At 72.5% G+C, this 20,362-nt stretch carries 13 protein-coding genes; 4 read left to right on the forward strand and 9 right to left on the reverse strand.

Annotated features, from left to right (window positions below; genetic code table 11):
* A partial coding sequence (locus tag ACTT8P_RS04235) for a glycosyltransferase (RefSeq protein WP_442830149.1) occupies positions 1-1,057 on the forward strand: 1,057 nt, incomplete at its 5' end.
* A gap of 113 nt (positions 1,058-1,170) precedes the next feature.
* Entirely contained in the window at positions 1,171-1,926 is a 756-nt protein-coding gene (locus ACTT8P_RS04240) for a polysaccharide deacetylase family protein (protein ID WP_442830150.1), read from the forward strand.
* Positions 1,927-1,944: 18 nt separating this feature from the next.
* Here the strand turns inward: ACTT8P_RS04240 and ACTT8P_RS04245 are convergent, their stop codons facing one another.
* The 5 genes from ACTT8P_RS04245 to ACTT8P_RS04265 form a co-directional block, all read right to left on the reverse strand.
* Positions 1,945-2,973, reverse strand: a complete 1,029-nt coding sequence (locus ACTT8P_RS04245; RefSeq protein ID WP_442830151.1) for a glycoside hydrolase family 26 protein — start codon at positions 2,971-2,973, stop codon at positions 1,945-1,947.
* A 176-nt stretch (positions 2,974-3,149) separates the two neighbouring features.
* Positions 3,150-3,596: a hypothetical protein gene (locus ACTT8P_RS04250; RefSeq protein WP_442830152.1), complete on the reverse strand. Its 447-nt coding sequence runs from the start codon at positions 3,594-3,596 to the stop codon at positions 3,150-3,152.
* A complete protein-coding gene (locus tag ACTT8P_RS04255; protein WP_442830153.1) occupies positions 3,593-5,464 on the reverse strand; it encodes a glycosyltransferase in 1,872 nt (623 codons plus the stop codon). Before ACTT8P_RS04255 ends, ACTT8P_RS04250 begins: the two co-directional genes overlap by 4 nt.
* Before the next feature lie 484 nt (positions 5,465-5,948).
* Positions 5,949-8,423 (reverse strand): lipopolysaccharide biosynthesis protein, encoded by a 2,475-nt coding sequence (locus ACTT8P_RS04260; RefSeq protein WP_442830154.1) that lies wholly within the window; start codon positions 8,421-8,423, stop codon positions 5,949-5,951.
* Positions 8,416-9,786: a DegT/DnrJ/EryC1/StrS family aminotransferase gene (locus ACTT8P_RS04265; protein ID WP_442830155.1), complete on the reverse strand. Its 1,371-nt coding sequence runs from the start codon at positions 9,784-9,786 to the stop codon at positions 8,416-8,418. The genes ACTT8P_RS04260 and ACTT8P_RS04265 overlap by 8 nt, the downstream gene beginning before the upstream one ends.
* Positions 9,787-10,140: 354 nt before the next feature.
* Here ACTT8P_RS04265 and fahA point away from each other — a divergent pair, with 354 nt between their 5' ends.
* Both fahA and ACTT8P_RS04275 read left to right on the forward strand, forming a co-directional pair.
* Positions 10,141-11,352 carry a fumarylacetoacetase gene (gene fahA, locus ACTT8P_RS04270; protein WP_442830156.1) on the forward strand — a complete coding sequence of 404 codons (1,212 nt, stop codon included), beginning with the start codon at positions 10,141-10,143 and terminating at the stop codon, positions 11,350-11,352.
* A gap of 280 nt (positions 11,353-11,632) precedes the next feature.
* Positions 11,633-12,571, forward strand: coding sequence for a M56 family metallopeptidase (locus ACTT8P_RS04275; RefSeq protein WP_442830157.1), 939 nt, complete (start codon positions 11,633-11,635; stop codon positions 12,569-12,571).
* A gap of 178 nt (positions 12,572-12,749) precedes the next feature.
* Here the strand turns inward: ACTT8P_RS04275 and recQ are convergent, their stop codons facing one another.
* The 4 genes from recQ to nuoL form a co-directional block, all read right to left on the reverse strand.
* On the reverse strand, positions 12,750-14,756 hold the full coding sequence (gene recQ, locus ACTT8P_RS04280; RefSeq protein WP_442830158.1) for a DNA helicase RecQ: 2,007 nt from the start codon (positions 14,754-14,756) through the stop codon (positions 12,750-12,752).
* Between the two features lie 382 nt (positions 14,757-15,138).
* Positions 15,139-16,788 (reverse strand): NADH-quinone oxidoreductase subunit NuoN, encoded by a 1,650-nt coding sequence (nuoN, locus tag ACTT8P_RS04285; RefSeq protein ID WP_442830159.1) that lies wholly within the window; start codon positions 16,786-16,788, stop codon positions 15,139-15,141.
* Positions 16,785-18,356 (reverse strand): NADH-quinone oxidoreductase subunit M, encoded by a 1,572-nt coding sequence (locus ACTT8P_RS04290; protein WP_442830160.1) that lies wholly within the window; start codon positions 18,354-18,356, stop codon positions 16,785-16,787. The genes nuoN and ACTT8P_RS04290 overlap by 4 nt, the downstream gene beginning before the upstream one ends.
* 5 nt (positions 18,357-18,361) lie before the next feature.
* Positions 18,362-20,353, reverse strand: coding sequence for an NADH-quinone oxidoreductase subunit L (gene nuoL / locus ACTT8P_RS04295; RefSeq protein WP_442830161.1), 1,992 nt, complete (start codon positions 20,351-20,353; stop codon positions 18,362-18,364).
* Positions 20,354-20,362 lie beyond the last annotated feature (9 nt).

Raw genomic sequence — 20,362 nt, forward strand, 5'->3', positions numbered from 1 at the left:
CCCCCCCCCCCCCCCCCCCCCCCCCCCCCCCCCCCGCCCGGACGACGGGCAGCCCCCGGCCGCCAGTGTCGTCGTCGCCACCCGGGAACGCGCCGGTCAGCTGGCCCGCGCCCTGGACTCGCTGCTCGCCCAGGACCACCCGGACTTCGAGATCGTCGTCGTGGACAACGCCCCGGTGACCGACGAGACCCGGGACCTGGTGACGCGGAAGTACGGCGAACAGGTGCGGTACGTGCGCGAACCGGTGCCCGGCCTGGCCGTCGCGCACAACCGCGGGCTCGGCGTCGTACGCGGCGAGGTGACCGCCTTCACCGACGACGACGTGGTCGCCGACCCGCGCTGGCTGACCGAACTGAGCACGCCGTTCGCCGCCGACTCCGGGCTCGGCTGCGCCACCGGCCTGATCCTGCCCGCCCGGCTGCGCACCCCCGCCCAGGTCCTCCTGGAGAGCCACGGCGGCTTCGCCAAGGGCTTCACCGCACGGACCTACGACCCCGCCGACCCGCCCGCCGACGAACCGCTGTTCCCGTTCACCGCCGGACGGTTCGGCTCCGGCGCCGGCATGGCCTTCCGGACCTCGGTGCTGCGCGAGGTCGGCGGCTTCGACCCGGCCACCGGCGCGGGCACGCCCGCCCGGGGCGGCGACGACCTTTACGGCTTCGTCCAGGTGCTCGCCCACGGGTACCGGCTGCGCTACACCCCGGCGGCCCTGGTCTGGCACCACCACCGGGAGACCTGGCGGGACCTGGAGACCCAGGCGTTCGGCTACGGGGCGGGACTCACCGCCTATCTGACGGCGGTCCTGGTCAACCGCCCGGCCCTGCTGCCCGCCTTCCTCGCCCGGCTGCCGGGCGGACTGGCACACGCCCGCACCCTGACCACCGTACGGGACACGGACCGGTCCCGGTCCGCCGGTGCGGCCCCGGGGGGCCACGACGACCGTACCCATCCCTGGCCACGGCGGCTGTCGCGGCTCCAGCGCCGGGGGATGCTGTACGGCCCGCTCGGCTATCTGCGGGCCCGGCGGGCGCTGCGGGCCGTCGGAGCGGAGCGGTGATGGGCGGGGGCGGGTTGAGCGGGGGCGGGTTGAGCGGGGGTGCTCAGGGCTCTCCGGGTGTTCGGGCCGCGGGAGGTTCTGCGCACATCCCCGTCTTCCTCTACCACGCCGTGATGGACGACCCGCCCGGCTGGATCGCGGAGTTCACCGTCACGCCGAAGCAGTTCGCCGCACACCTGGACGCGATCGCCGGCAGCGGCCGTACGCCGCTGACCATCAGCGCGCTCGCCGACCATCTCGCCGGCCGGGCCCCGCTGCCGCCCCGGCCGGTGCTGCTGACCTTCGACGACGGCTTCGCCGACCTGCCGGGGCCGACCGCCCAGACGCTGGCCGGGCGGGGCCTGGCCGCCACCGCCTACCTCACCACCGGGGCCATCGCGCCCGGCGGCCGCAGTCTGCTGCCGCCCGCCCCGATGATGACCCTGGCCCAGGCGGCCGGCCTGGAGCAGCACGGCATGGAGATCGGCAGCCACACCGTCACCCACGCCCAGCTCGACACCCTGCCCGCCAAGGCGCTGGCGGTCGAACTCCGCTCCTCCAAGGCGGTACTGGAGGACGCCCTCGGCCATCCGGTCCGCCACCTCGCCTACCCGCACGGCTACAACAGCGCCCGGGTGCGGTCCATGTCGGCCCGGGCCGGCTACGAGACGGCGACGGCGGTGCGGCACGCGCTCAGCTCCGACCGGGACCAGCGGTACCGCATCGCCCGCCTCATCGTCCGGCGCACCCACACCGTCGCCGACGTGACGGACTGGCTGGCCGGGCGGGGCGCGCGGATCGCGCCCTACCGGGACCGCCCGAAGACGGTCGCCTGGCGGTGGTACCGGCGAGGCCGCGCGGTGCTGCGCGGCCCCGAGTTCGCGGGCTGAACGGCCGTACCGGCCCGGTCACTTCAGCGGCTGGTTGAGATACGGGTCGGCGACCGCCGTGCGCAGACTGCGCCAGGCCGCGTCGCCGGCCACCGACAGGTCGCAGTGCGGCCCCGGGTCCCGGTAGTTCCACTGGAGCGCGGCCTTGACCCCGTCCAGGTCCTTGAGCACCTCGGGCACCCGCGCGTACCACTGGGCCTGCCGGTCCGGCCGGTCCGGGTCGGACGCGCTGCCGAACTCCGACAGCATCAGCGGCTTGTCGTCGGATATGTGCGCCCGGATCCAGTCGTGCGTGGCGTACTGCGTCCGGGCGAAGCTCAGCCACTTCGTCTGGTGGCAGCGGTAGTAGTTGTACTGGTTGTAGCCGATCCAGTCGACGTAGTCGTCCCCGGGATACAGCCGCTCGAACAGGTCGGCGTGGTTCAGGTAACCGGTGATCACCCATGTCCACACCACGTTGTCCACGCCGAGGTCGCGGAAGCGGTCGTGGATGTGCCGGTAGGCCCGGACGTAGTCCTCGGGACTGCCGCTGGCCGGGGTGCGGGTGTCCATCTCCAGGTCGAAGGAGAGGAACACCTTCTTGCCGGTGCGCTCCCCGTACTCCTTGATCCGCTCCGCCTGGACGTCGATGACGGAATCGTCCAGCTCTCCCTCGTAGATCTGCCGCCAGGTCGGCTGCTGCCGCTTGGTGCCGCCCCACCACTTGCTCTCCCAGGACAGCAGCAGCATCCGGTCCTCGCCGACCCGCTGCTCCTGCTCGGTCAGCAACTGGCCCTCGAGGCGGCTGCCGGTGACGGCGGACATGTCGTGGTACGTGTACACGATGTCGAGCTTGCGGCCGGCCTTCTCCTCGTAGGCACGCACCTTCTCGGCGAGGTTCGACTTGTCGTGCTGCACGAAGGCGCCGAACCAGGCACCGCAGGGCGGTTCGAGCAGCGCGGTCGGGCGGCACCGCTCGCCCTGGCCGGAGGGGCTGGTCCCGGAGCCGTCGTCGGGGCCGGCGGTGTCGCGCAGGGCGAGCACCGCCAGCAGCACCGCGCACGCCACGACGGCGGAGGTCAGCAGCAGACGGCGACGGACGCGCCGGTCGGGTGGTTCGCGGTGCGGTGATTCGTGGTGCGGTGATTCGTGGTGCGGTGATTCGTGGTGCGGTGGTCTGCGATGCCGCGCGGTCGGTTTCCGGGGAGAGGTGCGGCGAAAGGGACGGGGCGGGCGGGGCACGTTCACGGCGCGGAACCCTTCCGTGTCCTCGGTGGCGTCCCCGGCTTCGGCACCGGGGAGGCGCGCAGGCGCGGACAGAACGCGGCGAGCGTGGTCAGCAGGGTGAGGATCAGCAGCACCCGCTCCCCGCTGAAGGCGTGCGTGGCGATCAGCACCGTCGCGACGAGCATGACCGCGCAGACGCTCAGCAGCACGGCCAGCATCATCCGTTCCAGCAGGTCGGAGTGGCGGTCGAAGTCGGCGTCGCGGCGGTCGACGGGGCCCTCGGCGGGCCGGGACCGCAGCGCCGGGCCGCAGATCCGGACCAGGGCAGCGCCCGGACCGGCGGACAGGAAGATCGCCACCGCGGCGCCGCGTGGCGGCGAACCGCCCGGCAGGGCGAGGGCGGCCAGCGCCAGCCAGCCGCCGAACGCGGGCAGCATACGGATCACTAGGTCCTGCGGGGTCATCGGACCGTGCCTCCCGCCTCGGCGGCCGGTTCGACGGCTGGTTCGGCGGCCGGTTCGAGGACGTAGACCGTGCCGGCGCTGTTCTCGGCCACCAGCCGGAACCGCGGTGACGCGGCCACCGACCGGCGGATGCGCTCCAGTTTCGCGCCGTTGAGCTGGCCGTCCATCTCGGAGTTGGCGATCTGCCCCTGGGACAGCAGGAGATAGGCGCGGGCGGGCGGTGCCACGGCGCTCATGTCCCGGGCCAGGGTGGCGGCCGGGCTGCGCACGATCGCGTCGACGTGGCTGCGGCCGTCGTCGAGGAACCAGTAGTGGTCCACGCTCCAGTACGAGTCGTAGGCGAGCGGGTAGTTCCGGTTGGCGGCGACCACGAGCGACCCTTCCGGTGCCTGGCCGAACAGGTTCCGGACCAGGGCGACCTCCGCGGGCGGGAAGTAGTTGATCCGGTCCTTGCCGGAGTAGGCCGGCACGAAGGCGAGCGTCCCGGCGAGCAGCGCGACCAGCGGCACCCAGGCGCCGTACCTGAGATCCGGCAACCGGAACCGGCGACGCCGGGCGGCGGGGACCGGCCCCCGTCCGGCCGCCTCCCGCGCGGCCAGGTCGGCGGCCAGCGTGCGCACCTTGGGCAGCAGTGCCGCGCCGGCGAAGAAGGCCGCGCCGGGCAGCATGAACATCAGCACCCGGAAGATCATCTCGCTGCCGTAGCTGCTGGCCACGAACATCGGCAGCGGGGCCGCCGCGACCAGCAGCAGCGGCAGCGCCCGGTAGCGCAGCACCGGCTGGCGCAGCACGCCGAACGCCGCGAGCAGCAGTACGGAACCGGAGAGCAGCCGGGCCGCCCAGGAAGTGGCGATCGCCCCGGCGCCGGTCGGGGTGGCCTCGTACCCGGTCTCCACGTTGGCGCCGACGTCACCCACCGAGCGGATCATGTCCGGCATCGCGGCGGACAGGAAGGGCAGCGCCGCCGTGAGGCACCAGGCCAGGAAGATGACGACCGCGGTGACCACGGGCACCCAGTGCCGGTAACGGCGGGTCAGGCACAGGGCCAGCAGGCAGACGACCAGCATGCCCGGGGTCAGCTGGTGCGAGACGACGATGGTGGTGACCAGCACGGTCAGCAGCACCGTCCAGACCGCTGGCCGCGGCCGGCCGCGGTGGCCGCGCCGGCCGCCGTACCGGCGCAGGACCACGGCCAGCACGCCCACGTGCAGCGCGAAGGCGACGGACTGCGGGGAGAAGTAGTCCTGGCCCACCCAGTTGGCGACGTAGAACAGCCAGACCGAGGTCCAGATCAGCCGCCGGTCGGTGGTGAAGGTGCGGTAGATCAGCAGCAGCGGGAGCAGCAGCATCAGACTGGAGACCAGGGGCCACCACGCCATGTACATCGCGGTGTTGTCCACGCCGAGCAGCCGCACCAGCGCGGCCTGGGCGGCGAAGAAGCCCGGCCACTGGTCGTAGACGGCCATGTCGCCGAGCTGTTCCTCGGTCCCGAGACCGCCAGCGGTCAGCAGGTGGTCGACGACCGCGTCGTGCTTCCACGCCCAGGCGTACAGCGGGGTCGGATAGACCAGGGCCTGGGTGGCCCGCTCCATCAGCAGCAGCCCTAGAACGTACGCGAACGACCAGCCCTGTGCCCGCTTCGGGTCGCGGACGGTGCACCAGAAGCCGGCCGTGAGCACCGCGAGGCCGGTCCAGAAGGCCGGGTGCAACGCGCTGACCAGGCCGAAGTCGTCGAGGTGGGAAACGTCGGTGCGGGCGATCCCGTACCCCCACAAGGCGAGCGCCACGAGCAGGGGCAGCGCCGGCCAGACCCGGGCGCCGCGCTGCCGGGCGGTCCAGAGTGGCGCGAGATCGGAGAGGTCCGTCATGGGGAGGGGGCCGGCGGCGAAGCCCGGTGACCCCTGAGTGAACTGAGTGAGGGGCGGACGACGGCGCACCCCCCGCAGGGCACCACGAAACCACCCGCCCGCCTGCCGCTTCGGTTCTCCCGGCGGCCAGGCTCCTGGGGGGCGGTCGGACATGGCTTCGGCGTTGCGATCCGCCGGTTCTTGGGAGGCGGGTGTGGCGGGTGTGGCGGGTGTTACGACCGTCCCGGCCACCTCGGCCACCTCGGCCACCTCGGCGGCAGGGACGTCGGGCTTCTCGGCCGCCCCGCTCTTTTCGGGCTCCGGTGACGTCGGCTCCGAGACGACCGGCGCCGGTGTCCCGGACGCGTCCGGCCCTTCCGGGGACGACGCGTCCGGGACCTCCGGTCCGGGCACGGGTTCCGGTCCGGATCTCTCCCGTGGAGTGGTTGGCGGACGCACGACGTTCCCCCCTGGCGGTTCGGCTCTGTGCTCGATCTGTGCGCGATCAGTCCCTGAATCTGTTGTTCGGTCTGGAGCGGTGCGGGGGCTCGGATGTCGGTGTTGGTGTTGGTGTCGATGCCGGTGGCGGCGTCGGTGCCGGTCGGTGCGGTGGCAGGATCCGGACGAGCAGAACCAGCAGGACGAGCAGCAGGAGAAGGGGCGGCGCGACCGGCGCGAGTGCCTGTCGCCACACCCAGCCGCCCACTGCGGCGAGATACAGAACCCCCCAGCGTCCCGGCCACGGCAGCCGGTCGCCCGCGTACGCGAGCAGCAGCCACAGCGGCACGAGACACAGCAGTTGCAGCACGGGCGGCGCCCAGCGCAGCAGCGGCTCGGGGCCGTCGAGCCCCACCGCGTCCGCGAGGAATCCGGCCGTCTTGGTATAGAACGTCCCACCCACCGGCTGTGGTTCCCGACCGAGGGCGACAGGTGCCGCGTACAGGGCGATCATCGCGGCGCCCAACGCGGCACCGGGCAGCCGCCAGTCGACGCGGGCGCTCAGCGTCACGGAGGCCGCGAACACGACCAGCAGGACCCCACCCGCGACGAGGGCGGCGAGCGGCAGTCCCTCCAGCAGCTCACGGCCGGTCAGCGCTGTCCGGGAGACCCCGTCCAGCCAGGGCAGTCCACGCAGTGCCGTCCAGAAGACCGCGGTGGCGACACCGAGCACCGCCCAGAGACCGATCCCCAACCACCGTTCCCAGGGCTCCTCCGTACCGGACGGGGCGGGGTCGGCTGCGCCTGCGGGCTCGGTCGCCGGGCCGGCGCCGTCCGCACCGTGCTCGCCATACCCACCGTGCTCCCCGCGCTCACCCTCGTGGATGACCCCGCCCGGCCCGTCAGCCGACCCGTCGCCCGACCCGTCGCCCGGCCCGTCCGGCGCCCGGACGATCACGGCGAGCGGGTCCGCCTCCAACGCCTCCCGCTCGAAACCGGGCCGCCCGATGAAGAGGGTGACGGTGTCCTCCCACCCCTCCGTCCGTGTCCCATCGGGAGGATCGTGCTCGTAGGCGGCTCTGCGGGCCCAGCCCGTGCCGTACCCGGCGGTGGCGTTCAACCGCGCCCAACGGGTGCCGTACGCCGGGGTGCCGGGCGCCGGTTTCCGGGCACCCCCGGTCACCTTGGCGTCGCCGGGCCCACCGCCCGACCCCCGCCCGGCGCCGCCGGCTCCGGCTCCGCGCAGCGCCGCGCGCAGCCCGGGCACGCAACCGGCGGCGACCAGCGTCATCCCCAGCAGCACCGCCCAGCCGGCGCCCGCGATCCCGGCCGGGGTGAACAGCACGGTCGCGCTGCCCAGCACCAGGACGCACATGGTGCCCTGGACGGCGGCGAGCACACCGGTCCGGCCCTGCACCCGCAGCACCCCTATGTACAGCTCCACCACGATCCGCGGCAGCGCGCCGAGGGCGAGCAGCCGCAGCACCGTGGAGCCGTGCTGGGCGTAGTCCTCGTCGAACGGGGCGAGGATGTACGGCGCGAACGCCACCAGGAACGCCACCACCGGCACCAGCAGCAACGTCATCCGGCGCAGCGCCCCGCGGACGCCGTCGGCGAGCGCCCGGGGGTCGTGCGAGGCGTGCGCGGTGAGCGAGGAGGCCATGTTGATGGCCATGAACTCCATCGTGCCGCCGACGGTGTAGGCCACGTAGAAGTAGCCGTTCTCGGCGGCGGTGAAGCGGACGGCGACCATCACCGGCAGCAGGTTGATCATGGCCAGGCTGAACAGCGCGCCCAGCGAGTCACCCGCGAGGAACCGGCCCATCTCGCGGTAGGCGGGCGGTTCCAGGTTGCGGTCGGCGGCCACCTGGCGCGGGATCAGTCTGCGGAAGATCAGCCAGCCGATCGGCAGGGTGGAGAAGGCGATCGCCACGGCCCAGGAGACGAAGATGCCGAGCACCGGCAGGGTGGTGGCGAAGACGGCGAGGAGGATCAGCTTGCCGACCGAGAACACCGCGTTGCCGGCCGGCACCCACTCGGCCTTGCGCAGCCCGGTCAGCACCCCGTCCTGGAGGGTGAGCAGCGCCCAGGCCACGCAGGCCGCGACGAACAGCGTGCCCGCCACCGGCGTGCCCAGCGGCGCGTACGAGTCGCCCCACCGGTCGAGGGTGAGCAGGAAGACGCCGGCGGCCAGCGTGACGACCACCGAACTGGCCGCGTAGGCCCGCCAGACCAGCGGCCCCGTCCCTCGTCCGGCGCGCGGCACGAAGCGGACGACGGCGCCGATCATGGTCGTCGCCGTGATGCTGGCCAGCAGCCGCATCGCCGCGATGGCCGCGGAGCCCTGGCCGACGGCCTCCTCGGTGTAGTACCGCGCGGACACCAGCCAGAAGCCGAGTCCGAGCACGGCGGAGACGCCGGTGCTGAGCATCAGGAAGTAGGCGTTCTTGAACAGCGAGTCCGAGCCGTACGACCCCTCGGACGGCCTGCCGTCGCCTGCCGCCCGGGTCTCGGCGGTCTCCCGCACCTGCGCCTCAGCCACGGAGCGGCCCCGGCCCTTCCGGTAACGGACCCGGCCCGCTCAGGTCCGCGGGCAGCTCGGCCGGCCGGACGCCGGACTCCGCCAGGATCCCGATGACCTCCTGGGCCCGCAGCGGGTCCACCGGCAGCGCGTGCCGGGCGAACCAGCGTGCGGCCGCGGGCGCGGGCGAGGGGTCGGTGAACTCCGCCCCGGCGTAGTCGTCCAGGGGCGGATCGTAGAGGTACCCGACGACGACACCCCGCCGCGCGAGAGCCGCCACCGCCGCGTCCCGGTCCGCGACCAGCAACGGCACCCGGAACAACGGCTGCACCGCAACGCCTCCCCCCGCCCGAACCTCCCCCGCGACCAGCCCCCTGCCCACCGCCCCGACGCCCCCGAAACCCCTGCCCGCCCCAACAGCCCCGGCCACCCCGGCTACTCCGCTCGTCCCGGTCGCCCCGGTCGCCCCGTCCGCCCCGTCCGCCCCGGCAGAACCCGCGCCCGGCAGCCGCCGCCCGCCATACCCGGCACCGGCCCACCGCGTGGCCAGCAGCAGTTCCGTCCCCGCGCGGCAGTCGGCGAGCACGTCGTCCAGCCGGGCGAGCTTGCGGCCGACGCGGGCGAGCCGGAACCGGCCGGATCTCAGCCGGTAGTCGTGCATGTCGACGCGGACCCACGGGTCGTGCGCGTCCAGATCCGGCGCGCCGGCGACCGCGCGGGCCAGCGCCTCGGGCCGCAGCGGCATCCGGATCCCCTCACGCTCGGCCATGCCCAGCAGCCGCAGCGTCGCCCAGGCGGCCCGGCGCAGCCGCAGCGCCCGCACGGCCGCCTCCGCGTACGGCCGGATCGCGTAGGCGAGTTCGGCCGTCGCCCGGCGCGGCGCCAGCAGTTCCTCGCACGCCTTCTCCAGCACGTCCCGCACCCCCGGATCGGCGACCGAGAGGATCCCCCCGGCGTGTGCTCCGACGTGCTTGGACAGGCTGAAGACGGAGGCGTCGCCCCACGTACCGACCGGCCGGCCGCCCACCTCGCTGCCGATGGCGTGCGCCGCGTCCTCGAACAGCGCAATCCCCAACGCGTCGCAGCGTCGGCGCAGTTCGGGCGCCGGGTCCGGGTTCCCGTACAGGTTCGTCGTCAGCACGGCGGACAGGCCGCCCCACGTCTCGGCGGGTACGGCATCGATGTCGATGGACCCGTCCCACGGCTTCAGCGGCGCCTGCACCGGCCGCAGTCCGGCCGCCAGGACGACGAAGAAGATCACGTCGTCGTTGACCGGCGACATCAGCACCCGGCCGCCCGGCGGGCACCAGTGCCGCAGCGCCGCGTACAGGCCGAACCGGCACGACGGTACGTACACGCATTCCCGGCCGAGTCTGTCCCGCATGGTCCGCGCCGGGCGTTTCCGCCCGGCATGCGACGACACCGAACCCGGACCGGCCTCCCCAATGGCCATCCGCTCCCCCTGGTGTGCCTTGCGAACGCCCCCTCCCCGAGGCCTTCCGGCACCCGTCCAGAGTCTCCCCGTTCGCACCGCTCCGTCAAGATTGCGGATCGGCCTGTGGACAACTTCCCGCACATGAACGGAAGCGGAGAGCTACCCACCAGCCATCCGCCGCCATCCGCCGCCGCCCGCCCGGCCACCCGGTCCACCCACCCCGTCCGGCCACGCTCTGCCCGGACGCGCCCCGGCGGCCGTAACGTGTGGCCCGGCCACGAGCACGAAAGCGAGGCGACACCCATGCCCCTCTTCGACGTCCCCGAAGGCGATCCCTTCGGCCCGCACAACCTCCCGTACGGCGTGTTCTCGATCCCGGGCGGACAGGACCGGACGGTGGGCGTCCGGCTGGGCGACCACGTCCTCGACGCCGGCGCGGCGGCCCGTGCGCTCGGCTCGCCGTACGCCTCCCTCCTCGCCCGGCCCACCCTCAACCCGCTGCTGGCGGCGGGCCGCACCGCCTGGTCCGACGTACGGCGCGCGCTGACCGCCTGGGTGACGGTCCCCGCCCACCGCGAGACCCTCGCCCCGCTGTTCCATCCGCTCTCCTCGGTCACCCTGCACCTGCCCTTCGAGGTGGCCGACTACGTCGACTTCTACGCCTCCGAGAACCACGCCCGGAACGTCGGCCGGATCTTCCGCCCGGACGCCGCGGACGCCCTGACCCCGAACTGGAAACACCTGCCGATCGGCTATCACGGCCGCTCCGGCACCGTGGTGGTCTCGGGCACGGACGTCGTACGCCCCGCGGGCCAGCGCAAGTCCCCCACCGACCCGGAACCCGTCTTCGGCCCGTCGGTACGCCTGGACATCGAGGCCGAGGTCGGCTTCGTGGTCGGCACGCCGAGCGAACCCGGCCGCCCGGTCCCACTGCACGACTGGCGCGAGCACGTGTTCGGACTGTGCCTCCTGAACGACTGGTCGGCCCGGGACATCCAGGCCTGGGAGTACGTCCCCCTCGGCCCGTTCCTCGGCAAGTCCTTCGCCACGTCGGTCTCGGCGTGGATCACCCCGCTCGACGCCCTGGAGGACGCCCGGTGCGCCCCGCCGCGGCGGACCCACCGGCTACTGCCCTACCTGGACGACACCGACGACGAACCGAGCGGCTACGACCTGCGGATCTCCGTCGCCGTCAACGGCCATGTCGTCTCGGAGCCGCCCTTCTCCACCATGTACTGGACGGCCGCCCAGCAGTTGGCCCACCTGACCGTCAACGGCGCCTCGCTGCGCACCGGCGACCTGTACGGCTCGGGCACCGTCAGCGGCCCGTCCGAACGGGAACGCGGCTCCCTGCTGGAACTGACCTGGAACGGCCGCGACCCGCTGGAACTCCCCGACGGCAAGCGGACGTTCCTGGACAACGGCGACCAGGTCACCCTGTCGGCGTGGGCCCCCGGCCCGGCCGGTACCCGGGTCGGCCTGGGCGAGGTGACGGGGCGGGTGGTCGCGGGCTGAGCGGTGGTGCGCGAAGGCGGCCGGTGAGAGCCCGGTGAGATGCCGAGCACTTGACGGTCCTCGGACCTGACTCGCAGCGCCCCGCACCGTCATACTGGCGGCGGGTGGTGCGCGAGAGCCTTCCACGCTCTCCGTACTGCCCCGCGCCCTCCGTACTTCCCGCACTCGCCGCTCCCCCTGTCCTGTACTCCCCGCATCCCCTCCACTCCCCGCATCCTCTCCACTCCCCGCACGATCCAGAGCCGAGCCGCCTTCCCGACCAGGATCCGGAGCCCGTGGCATGACCGTCAGCCTGCTTCTGCTGAGCGTCGTCGCCCTGACCGCCGCCGTGCCGGCGCCCCGCGCGCTGACCCGGGCCAGTTGGCCGGAACGGGACCCGGTGGTCGCGCTGTGGGTGTGGCAGTGCCTGGTCGCCACGGTTCTGCTGTGCTGTCTGACCGCCCTGGCGCTCGGTGCCGCCGCCGTCTTCGGCACGGTCCGCGCCCAGCTCTTCGCCCCGGCGCCGCCCGCGGTGACCGCGGCGTACAACCTCTCCGCCGGCCCGCCCTGGACGGCCGCCCTCACCGTGGTGCTGGCCTGCGGAGCCGCCTGGACGACGGCCATGCTCGCCCGCGAGCTGGTCGAGGCACGCCGGCGCCGCAGCAGGGCCCGCTCGCACCTGCGTGAACGCGCCCCCGACCTGCCCGCCGGGCTGCCGGCCGCGCGCGGCCCGCTCCTCGTGCTGGAGGACGAGTATCCGGACGCCTGGTGGATGCCCGGCAGCCCGCCCCAGCTGATCGTCACCACCGGCGCCCTCCAGCGCCTCACCGACCACCAGATCGACGCGGTCCTCACCCACGAGCGCGGCCACGCCCGCGCCCGCCACGACTGGCTGCTGCACCTCTCCACCGCACTGGCCACCGGCTTCCCCCGTATCCCGCTCTTCGCCCACTTCTGCGACCAGACCCACCGCCTGGTGGAACTCGCCGCCGACGACACCGCCTCCCGGCGCTGCGGCCACCTGACCACGGCCCTCGCCCTGATCGAGCTGAACCAGCACCGGGGCGTCCTGTCCTGCGCCTCCAGCCACCGCCTCCTCGGCGAACGCGTCGACCGGCTCCTGGAGCCCCAGCCCCGGCTGGGCCGTCGCCACCGCGCCATGACCACGGCGACGGCCGCCCTGGTCCCGCTCCTCCCCCTGCTGATCACCTTCGCCCCGGGTCTCACCGCACTGTCCTGAAGGCGTCAGGTGGCACAGCCCGCCTGTCTTCCGATCCGCCCAGCCCGGCGCAGCACAGCCGACACGGGCGGCGCACCCCGTCGGCACGCCCGGTCCGGACGCCTCGCGGCGCGCCCGGGCCCGGGGCCTGGCGCGCCCGGGGCGTGCGCGGGGGCCTACGAGGCGGCCGGCGTACCCGTCATATCCAGTCGTCGGGCTCCGGCTCGGGTTCGTGCTCGGGCCAGTCGTCCGGGGCCGGGTCCGACCCGGTGCCGGAACCGGCGGCCGGCGACGACGGCGACGGCGACGGCGCCTGTCCAGCCGGTCCGCCCAGCCCCGCGAGCACCTCCAGCACACCCTCCCCGTACGTCGTCAGCTTCTTCTCGCCGATGCCACTGATGGAACCGAGCTGTCCGATCGACGTGGGCCACACGGTGGCGATCTCCCGCAGCGTGGCGTCGTGGAAGATGACGTAGGCCGGGACGCCCTGCTCCCTGGCCTGCTCGGCGCGCCAGGCCCGCAGTGCCTCGAAGGCGGGCAGCAGCGCCTGGGGCAGCTCCGCCGCCGCGGCCTTGGCCTTGCGCTCGCCGCGTCCCCCGCCGGACGCCTTCGCGACCGTCGGCTTCTTCGGCTCCTTGCGCAGCGGGACCTCACGCTCCCGCCGCAGCACGGCCGCGCTGTCGTCGGTCAGCACCAGCGTGCCGTACTCCCCCTCGACCGCCAGCAGTCCCTGCGCGAGCAGTTGCCGGACGACGCCCCGCCACTCGCCCTCGGACAGCTCCTCACCGATGCCGAACACCGAGAGCTGGTCGTGGTCGAACTGGATGACCTTGGCGGTCCGCTTGCCCAGCAGAATGTCGATGATCTGCCCGGCGCCGAACTTCTGCCCGCGCTCCCGCTTCAGCCGCACCACCGTCGACAGCGCCTTCTGCGCCGCGACCGTGCCGTCCCAGGTCTCCGGCGGGGTGAGGCAGGTGTCGCAGTTGCCGCAGCCGGCCGCTGCCGGGTCCTGTCCGAAGTAGGCGAGGAGCTGGCTGCGCCGGCACTGGACGGTCTCGCACAGGGCGAGCATGGCGTCCAGGTGGGACTGGGCCCGGCGGCGGAACGCCTCGTCGCCCTCGCCGGACTGGATCAGCTTGCGCTGCTGCACCACGTCGTTGAGCCCGTAGGCCATCCAGGCCGTCGACGGCAGTCCGTCCCGGCCGGCCCGGCCCGTCTCCTGGTAGTAGCCCTCGACCGACTTGGGCAGGTCGAGGTGGGCGACGAACCGCACGTCCGGCTTGTCGATGCCCATGCCGAAGGCGATGGTCGCCACCACCACCAGGCCGTCCTCCCGCAGGAACCTCGACTGGTGCGCCGCGCGGGTGCCCGCGTCCAGACCCGCGTGGTACGGCACCGCCTCGACGCCGTTGCGGGAGAGGAACTCGGCCGTCTTCTCCACCGAGTTCCGGGACAGGCAGTAGACGATGCCCGCGTCTCCCGGATGCTCCTCGCGCAGGAAGGCCAGCAGCTGCTTCTTGGGGTCGGTCTTCGGCACGATCCGGTACTGGATGTTGGGCCGGTCGAAGCTGGCCTCGAAGTGCCGGGCGGCCGGCATGTTCAGCCGCTCGGTGATCTCCCGGTGGGTGGCGTGGGTGGCCGTCGCCGTGAGCGCGATCCGGGGGACGTCCGGCCAGCGCTCGCCCAGCAGGGACAGCGCGAGGTAGTCGGGCCGGAAGTCGTGCCCCCACTGGGCGACGCAGTGCGCCTCGTCGATCGCGAAGACCGCGATCTTGCCCCGGGAGAGCAGGTCGAGGGTGCTCTCCAGCCGCAGCCGCTCGGGCGCCAGGTAGAGCAGGTCCAGCTCGCCGGCGAGGAACTCGGCCTCCACCGTGCGCCGCTCGTCGAAGTCCTGCGTCGAGTTCATGAACCCGGCGCGCACCCCGAGCGCCCGCAGCGCGTCCACCTGGTCCTGCATCAGCGCGATCAGCGGGGAGACCACTATGCCGGTGCCGGGGCGGACCAGGGACGGGACCTGGTAGCACAGCGACTTGCCGCCGCCGGTCGGCATGAGCACGACGGCGTCGCCGCCCGCGACCACATGCTCGATGACCGCTTCCTGCTCGCCGCGGAAGGCCTCGTACCCGAAGACCCGGCGCAGCGCGGCCAGCGCCTCGCTGTCCGCCACGGTCCCCGACATCTCGTCGATCACGCTCGTCCCGCCCATCGTCCTGTCCCCCGTACGTCCTGCCCCGTCTGTCCGGTCCGTCCTGCCCCGACCACTGCCTCCACGATAGGGGTCCGCACCGACAGCCACGGAGTTATCCACAGGCTCCCACCCGTCACCGCCGTCCAGGACACGAAGGTCGTTCACACGTGCGCGGAGATCTGCCCGTTTCCGGCGGACAGCCTGTCTGCGCCCGCGGCACCCCGTCGCATGGGAGCACTGATGAGCGTCGCACCGAAGGCGTCCGAGCCGGTCTGGCCGACCCCGCCGGAGGGCGGCTGGACCGCCGACGACCTCGCCGGCAGCAAGCCACGCCCAGACGTACCGGCAGTGGCCCGGCACCCCCCGTGGGCGCCGGGCCACTGCCGTGACCAAGGGCGCGTCAGCGCACGAACACCCCCGCCTGCCCCGCCAGATCCAGGAAGTACTGGGGTGCCACACCCAGCACCAGGGTGACCGCCACGCCTACCCCGATCGCCGTCGTCGTCAGCGGCGACGGCACCGCGACGGTCGGACCCTCGGGCCGGGGTTCGCTGAAGAACATCAGCACGATCACCCGGATGTAGAAGAACGCCGCGATCGCCGAGGAGATCACGCCGATCACCACCAGCGGGGCCGCGCCGCCCTCCGCCGCCGCCTTGAACACGGCGAACTTCCCGGCGAATCCCGAGGTCAGCGGAATGCCCGCGAAGGCCAGCAGGAACACCGCGAAGACCGCCGCCACCAGCGGCGACCGGCGGCCGAGCCCCGCCCACTGGGACAGGTGCGTCGCCTCGCCGCCCGGGTCGCGCACCAGCGTCACCACCGCGAACGCGCCGATCGTGACGAAGGAGTACGCCGCCAGGTAGAAGAGGACGGACGAGACGCCGTCCGGGGTGGTCGCGATGACGCCCGCCAGGATGAACCCGGCGTGCGCGATCGACGAGTACGCCAGCAGCCGCTTGATGTCGGTCTGGGTGATCGCGACGATCGCGCCGCCCAGCATGGTGACGATCGCCACGCCCCACATCACCGGCCGCCAGTCCCAGCGCAGACCGGGCAGGACGACGTAGAGGATGCGCAGCAGCGCGCCGAAGGCCGCCACCTTGGTGGCCGCCGCCATGAAACCGGTCACCGGCGTCGGCGCGCCCTGGTACACGTCCGGTGTCCACATGTGGAACGGCACCGCGCCCACCTTGAACAGCAGGCCCATGACGATCAGCGCGGCGCCGACCAGCAGCAGCGCGTCGTTGCCCATGGTGTCGGCGAGCGCCGGGGTGACCTCCGTGATCGACCCGTCGACGACCCGCGCGATCGTGCCGTAGGACATGGAACCGGAGTAGCCGTAGAGCAGGGCGATGCCGAACAGGGTGAACGCGGAGGCGAACGCGCCGAGCAGGAAGTACTTGACCGCGGCCTCCTGCGACATCAGCCGCTTGCGGCGGGCCAGCGCGCACATCAGGTACAGCGGGAGGGAGAACACCTCCAGGGCGACGAACAGCGTCAGCAGGTCGTTGGCCGCGGGGAAGACCAGCATGCCGGTGACCGCGAAGAGCAGCAGCGGGAAGACCTCGGTGGTGGCGAACCCGGCCTTCACCGCCTTCTGCTCGCTCTCGCTGCCCGGCACGGACGCGGCCTGGGCGGCGAAGGAGTCCACCCGGTTGCCGTGCGCCGCCGGGTCGAGCCGCCGTTCGGCGAAGGTGAACAGACCGACCAGGCCCGCCAGCAGAATGGTGCCTTGGAGGAACAGGGCCGGTCCGTCGACGGCGATCGCGCCCATCGCCGCGATGTGCGCCTTGGTCGTGCCGTAGCCGCCCGCCGCGAGCGCGACGACCGCGGCGAAGGCGGCGACGAGCGCGACGGCGGCGACGAACATCTGGACGTAGTAGCGCGACCTGCGCGGTACGAACGCCTCGACGAGTACTCCGATGATCGCCGCTGCGACGACGATCAGGACGGGCGACAGCTGCCCGTATTCGATCTTCGGCGCGTCGATCTTGGAGATCGGGTCGGCCGCCGTTGTCCACAGGCTGTGGACGGCTGTTGCGCTCACTTGGCCGCCTCCACCTCGGGCTGGGGGTCCTTCTTCTGTACGTCGGACATGGTTTGCTTGACCGCCGGGTCGACGATGTCCGTGACGGGCTTCGGGTAGACGCCCAGGAAGATCAGCAGCACCACCAGCGGCGCGACGACCAGTACTTCGCGCACCCGCAGGTCGGGCATGGCGGCGACCTCGGGTTTCACCGGACCGGTCATCGTCCGCTGGTAGAGGACGAGGGTGTAGAGCGCGGCGAGCACGATGCCGAAGGTCGCGATGATGCCGATCACCGGATAGCGCGTGAACGTGCCCACCAGGACCAGGAACTCGCTGACGAAGGGCGCCAGGCCCGGCAGCGACAAGGTGGCCAGGCTGCCGATCAGGAAGGTGCCCGCGAGCACCGGAGCGACCTTCTGCACCCCGCCGTAGTCGGCGATGAGCCGCGAACCGCGCCGGGAGATCAGGAAGCCGGCCACCAGCATCAGCGCGGCGGTCGAGATGCCGTGGTTGACCATGTACAGCGTCGCGCCGGACTGGCCCTGGCTGGTCATCGCGAAGATGCCCATGACGATGAAGCCGAAGTGCGAGATCGACGCGTACGCCACCAGCCGCTTGATGTCCCGCTGGCCGACCGCGAGCAGCGCCCCGTAGATGATGCTGATCAGCGCCAGCACGAGGATGACCGGCGTCGCCCACTTGCTGGCCTCCGGGAAGAGCTGGAGGCAGAAGCGGAGCATCGCGAAGGTGCCGACCTTGTCGACGACCGCCGTGATCAGCACGGCGACCGGGGCGGTGGACTCCTGCATGGCGTTGGGCAGCCAGGTGTGCAGCGGCCACAGCGGCGCCTTCACCGCGAAGGCGAAGAAGAAACCGAGAAACAGCCAGCGTTCGGTGTTGGTCGCCATGTCGAGCGAGCCGCTCGCCCGCGCCGCGGCGATCTCCTGGAGCGAGAAGTTCCCGGCGACCACGTACAGCCCGATCACCGCGGCCAGCATGATCAGACCGCCGGCCAGGTTGTAGAGGAGGAACTTCACCGCCGCGTACGACCGCTGGGTGGCCGCCGTCTTCTCGCCGTGCTGGTGGGCCCGGTCCCCGAAGCCGCCGATGAGGAAGTACATCGGGATGAGCATGGCTTCGAAGAAGATGTAGAAGAGGAAGACGTCGGTGGCCTCGAAGGAGATGATCACCATCGCCTCGACGGCCAGGATCAGCGCGAAGAAACCCTGCGTCGGCCGCCACCGGCTGCTGCCGGTCTCGAGCGGGTCGGCGTCGTGCCAGCCCGCCAGGACGATGAACGGGATCAGCAGCGCGGTCAGCGCGATCAGCGCCACCGCGATGCCGTCCACACCCAGCTCGTAGCGGACCCCGAAGTCGGCGATCCAGGAGTGCGACTCGGTGAGCTGGTAGCGGTCGCCGTCCGGGTCGAAGCGGACCAGGACGACGATCGCGAGGACCAGCGTGGCCAGCGAGAACAGCAGCGCGAGCCACTTGGCCGCGGTGCGCCGCGCGGCCGGCACGGCGGCCGTCGCGATCGCCCCGACGGCCGGCAGCACCGCTGTCGCTGTCAGCAAAGGAAAGGACATCGGTATCAGACCGCCCTCATCAGCAGGGTCGCGGCGACGAGGACCGCCGCACCGCCGAACATCGAGACCGCGTAAGAGCGCGCGAACCCGTTCTGCACCTTGCGCAGCCGCCCCGACAGACCGCCGACCGAGGCCGCCGTGCCGTTGACGACGCCGTCGACCAGGCTGTGGTCGACGTAGACCAGGGAGCGCGTGAGGTGCTCGCCGCCGCGCACCAGGACGACGTGGTTGAAGTCGTCCTGGAGCAGGTCGCGCCGGGCGGCCCGGGTGAGCAGCGACCCGCGCGGGGCGACGGCCGGCACCGGACGGCGGCCGTACTGCGCCCAGGCGAGGGCGACGCCGATCACCATCACGGCGACCGTGGACAGAGTGACCGTCAGGGCGCCGACCGGCGGGTGGCCGTGCTCGTGCGCGGTGATCGGCTCCAGCCAGTGCAGGAACCGGTCGCCGACGCTGAAGAACGCGCCACCGGCCACCGATCCGACAGCCAGCACGATCATCGGGACCGTCATGGCCTTCGGCGACTCGTGCGGGTGCGGCGGGCCCGCCGCGGCAGCGGCTTTCCCGGAATGATCCTCGCCGCGCGTCTCGGCGGCGGGCTCCACGTCCGGCTCGGCCGGGGACGGCGTCGGCGCCGTGCGCCAGCGCTCCTCGCCGAAGAACGTCATCAGCATCACGCGCGTCATGTAGTACGCCGTGATCGCCGCGCCCAGCAGGGCGCAGGCGCCCAGGATCCAGCCCTCGGTGCCGCCCTTGGCGAACGCCGCCTCGATGATCTTGTCCTTGGAGAAGAAGCCGGACAGGCCCGGGAAGCCGATGATGGCGAGATAGCCGAGGCCGAAGGTGACGAAGGTGACCGGCATGTACTTCCTGAGGCCGCCGTAGCGGCGCATGTCGACCTCGTCGTTCATGCCGTGCATGACCGAACCCGCGCCCAGGAACAGCCCGGCCTTGAAGAAGCCGTGCGTCACCAGGTGCATGATCGCGAAGACGTAGCCGATCGGGCCGAGGCCCGCGGCGAGCACCATGTAGCCGATCTGCGACATGGTCGACCCGGCCAGCGCCTTCTTGATGTCGTCCTTGGCGCAACCGACGATCGCACCGAACAGCAGCGTGACCGCGCCGACGATGGTGACGACCAGTTGCGCGTCCGGCGCGCCGTTGAAGATCGCGGCCGACCGGACGATCAGGTACACGCCCGCCGTCACCATGGTCGCGGCGTGGATGAGGGCCGAGACCGGGGTCGGGCCCTCCATCGCGTCCCCGAGCCAGGACTGCAGCGGCACCTGGGCGGACTTGCCGCACGCGGCCAGCAGCAGCATCAGCGCGATCGCGGTGAGCTTGCCCTCGCCGGCCTCCCCGGCCAGCCCCGGCTCCGCCACCGTGCCGAGCACCGGACCGAAGGCGAAGGTGCCGAACCAGAGGAACATCAGCATGATCGCGATCGACAGGCCCATGTCGCCGACCCGGTTGACCAGGAACGCCTTCTTGGCGGCCGTGGCGGCGCTGGGCTTGTGCTGCCAGAAGCCGATCAGCAGGTAGGAGGCGAGACCGACACCCTCCCAGCCGACGTACAGCAGCAGGTAGTTGTCGGCGAGGACCAGGATCAGCATCGCCGCGAGGAACAGGTTGAGGTAGCCGAAGAAGCGCCGGCGGCGCTCGTCGTGCTCCATGTACGCCACCGAGTACAGGTGGATCAGCGAGCCGACGCCGGTGATCAGCAGCACGAACGTCATGGACAGCTGGTCGAGCCGGAAGGCGACGTCGGCTTGGAAGCCCTCGACCGGGACCCAGCTGAACAGGTGCTGGGTCAGGGTGCGTTCCTCACCGCCCTTGCCCAGCATGTCAGTGAACAGGACAGCGCCGATCACGAAGGACGCGGCGGCCAGCAGCGTGCCGAGCCAGTGGCCGACGGCGTCCAGCCGGCGTCCGCCGCACAGCAGTACCGCCGCTCCGAGCAGAGGCGCTGCCACCAGCAGCGCGATGAGAGATTCCACGATTCAGCG

It is taken from the genome of Streptomyces sp. JW3, from assembly GCF_052216785.1.
Classification (GTDB): Bacteria; Actinomycetota; Actinomycetes; order Streptomycetales; family Streptomycetaceae; genus Streptomyces.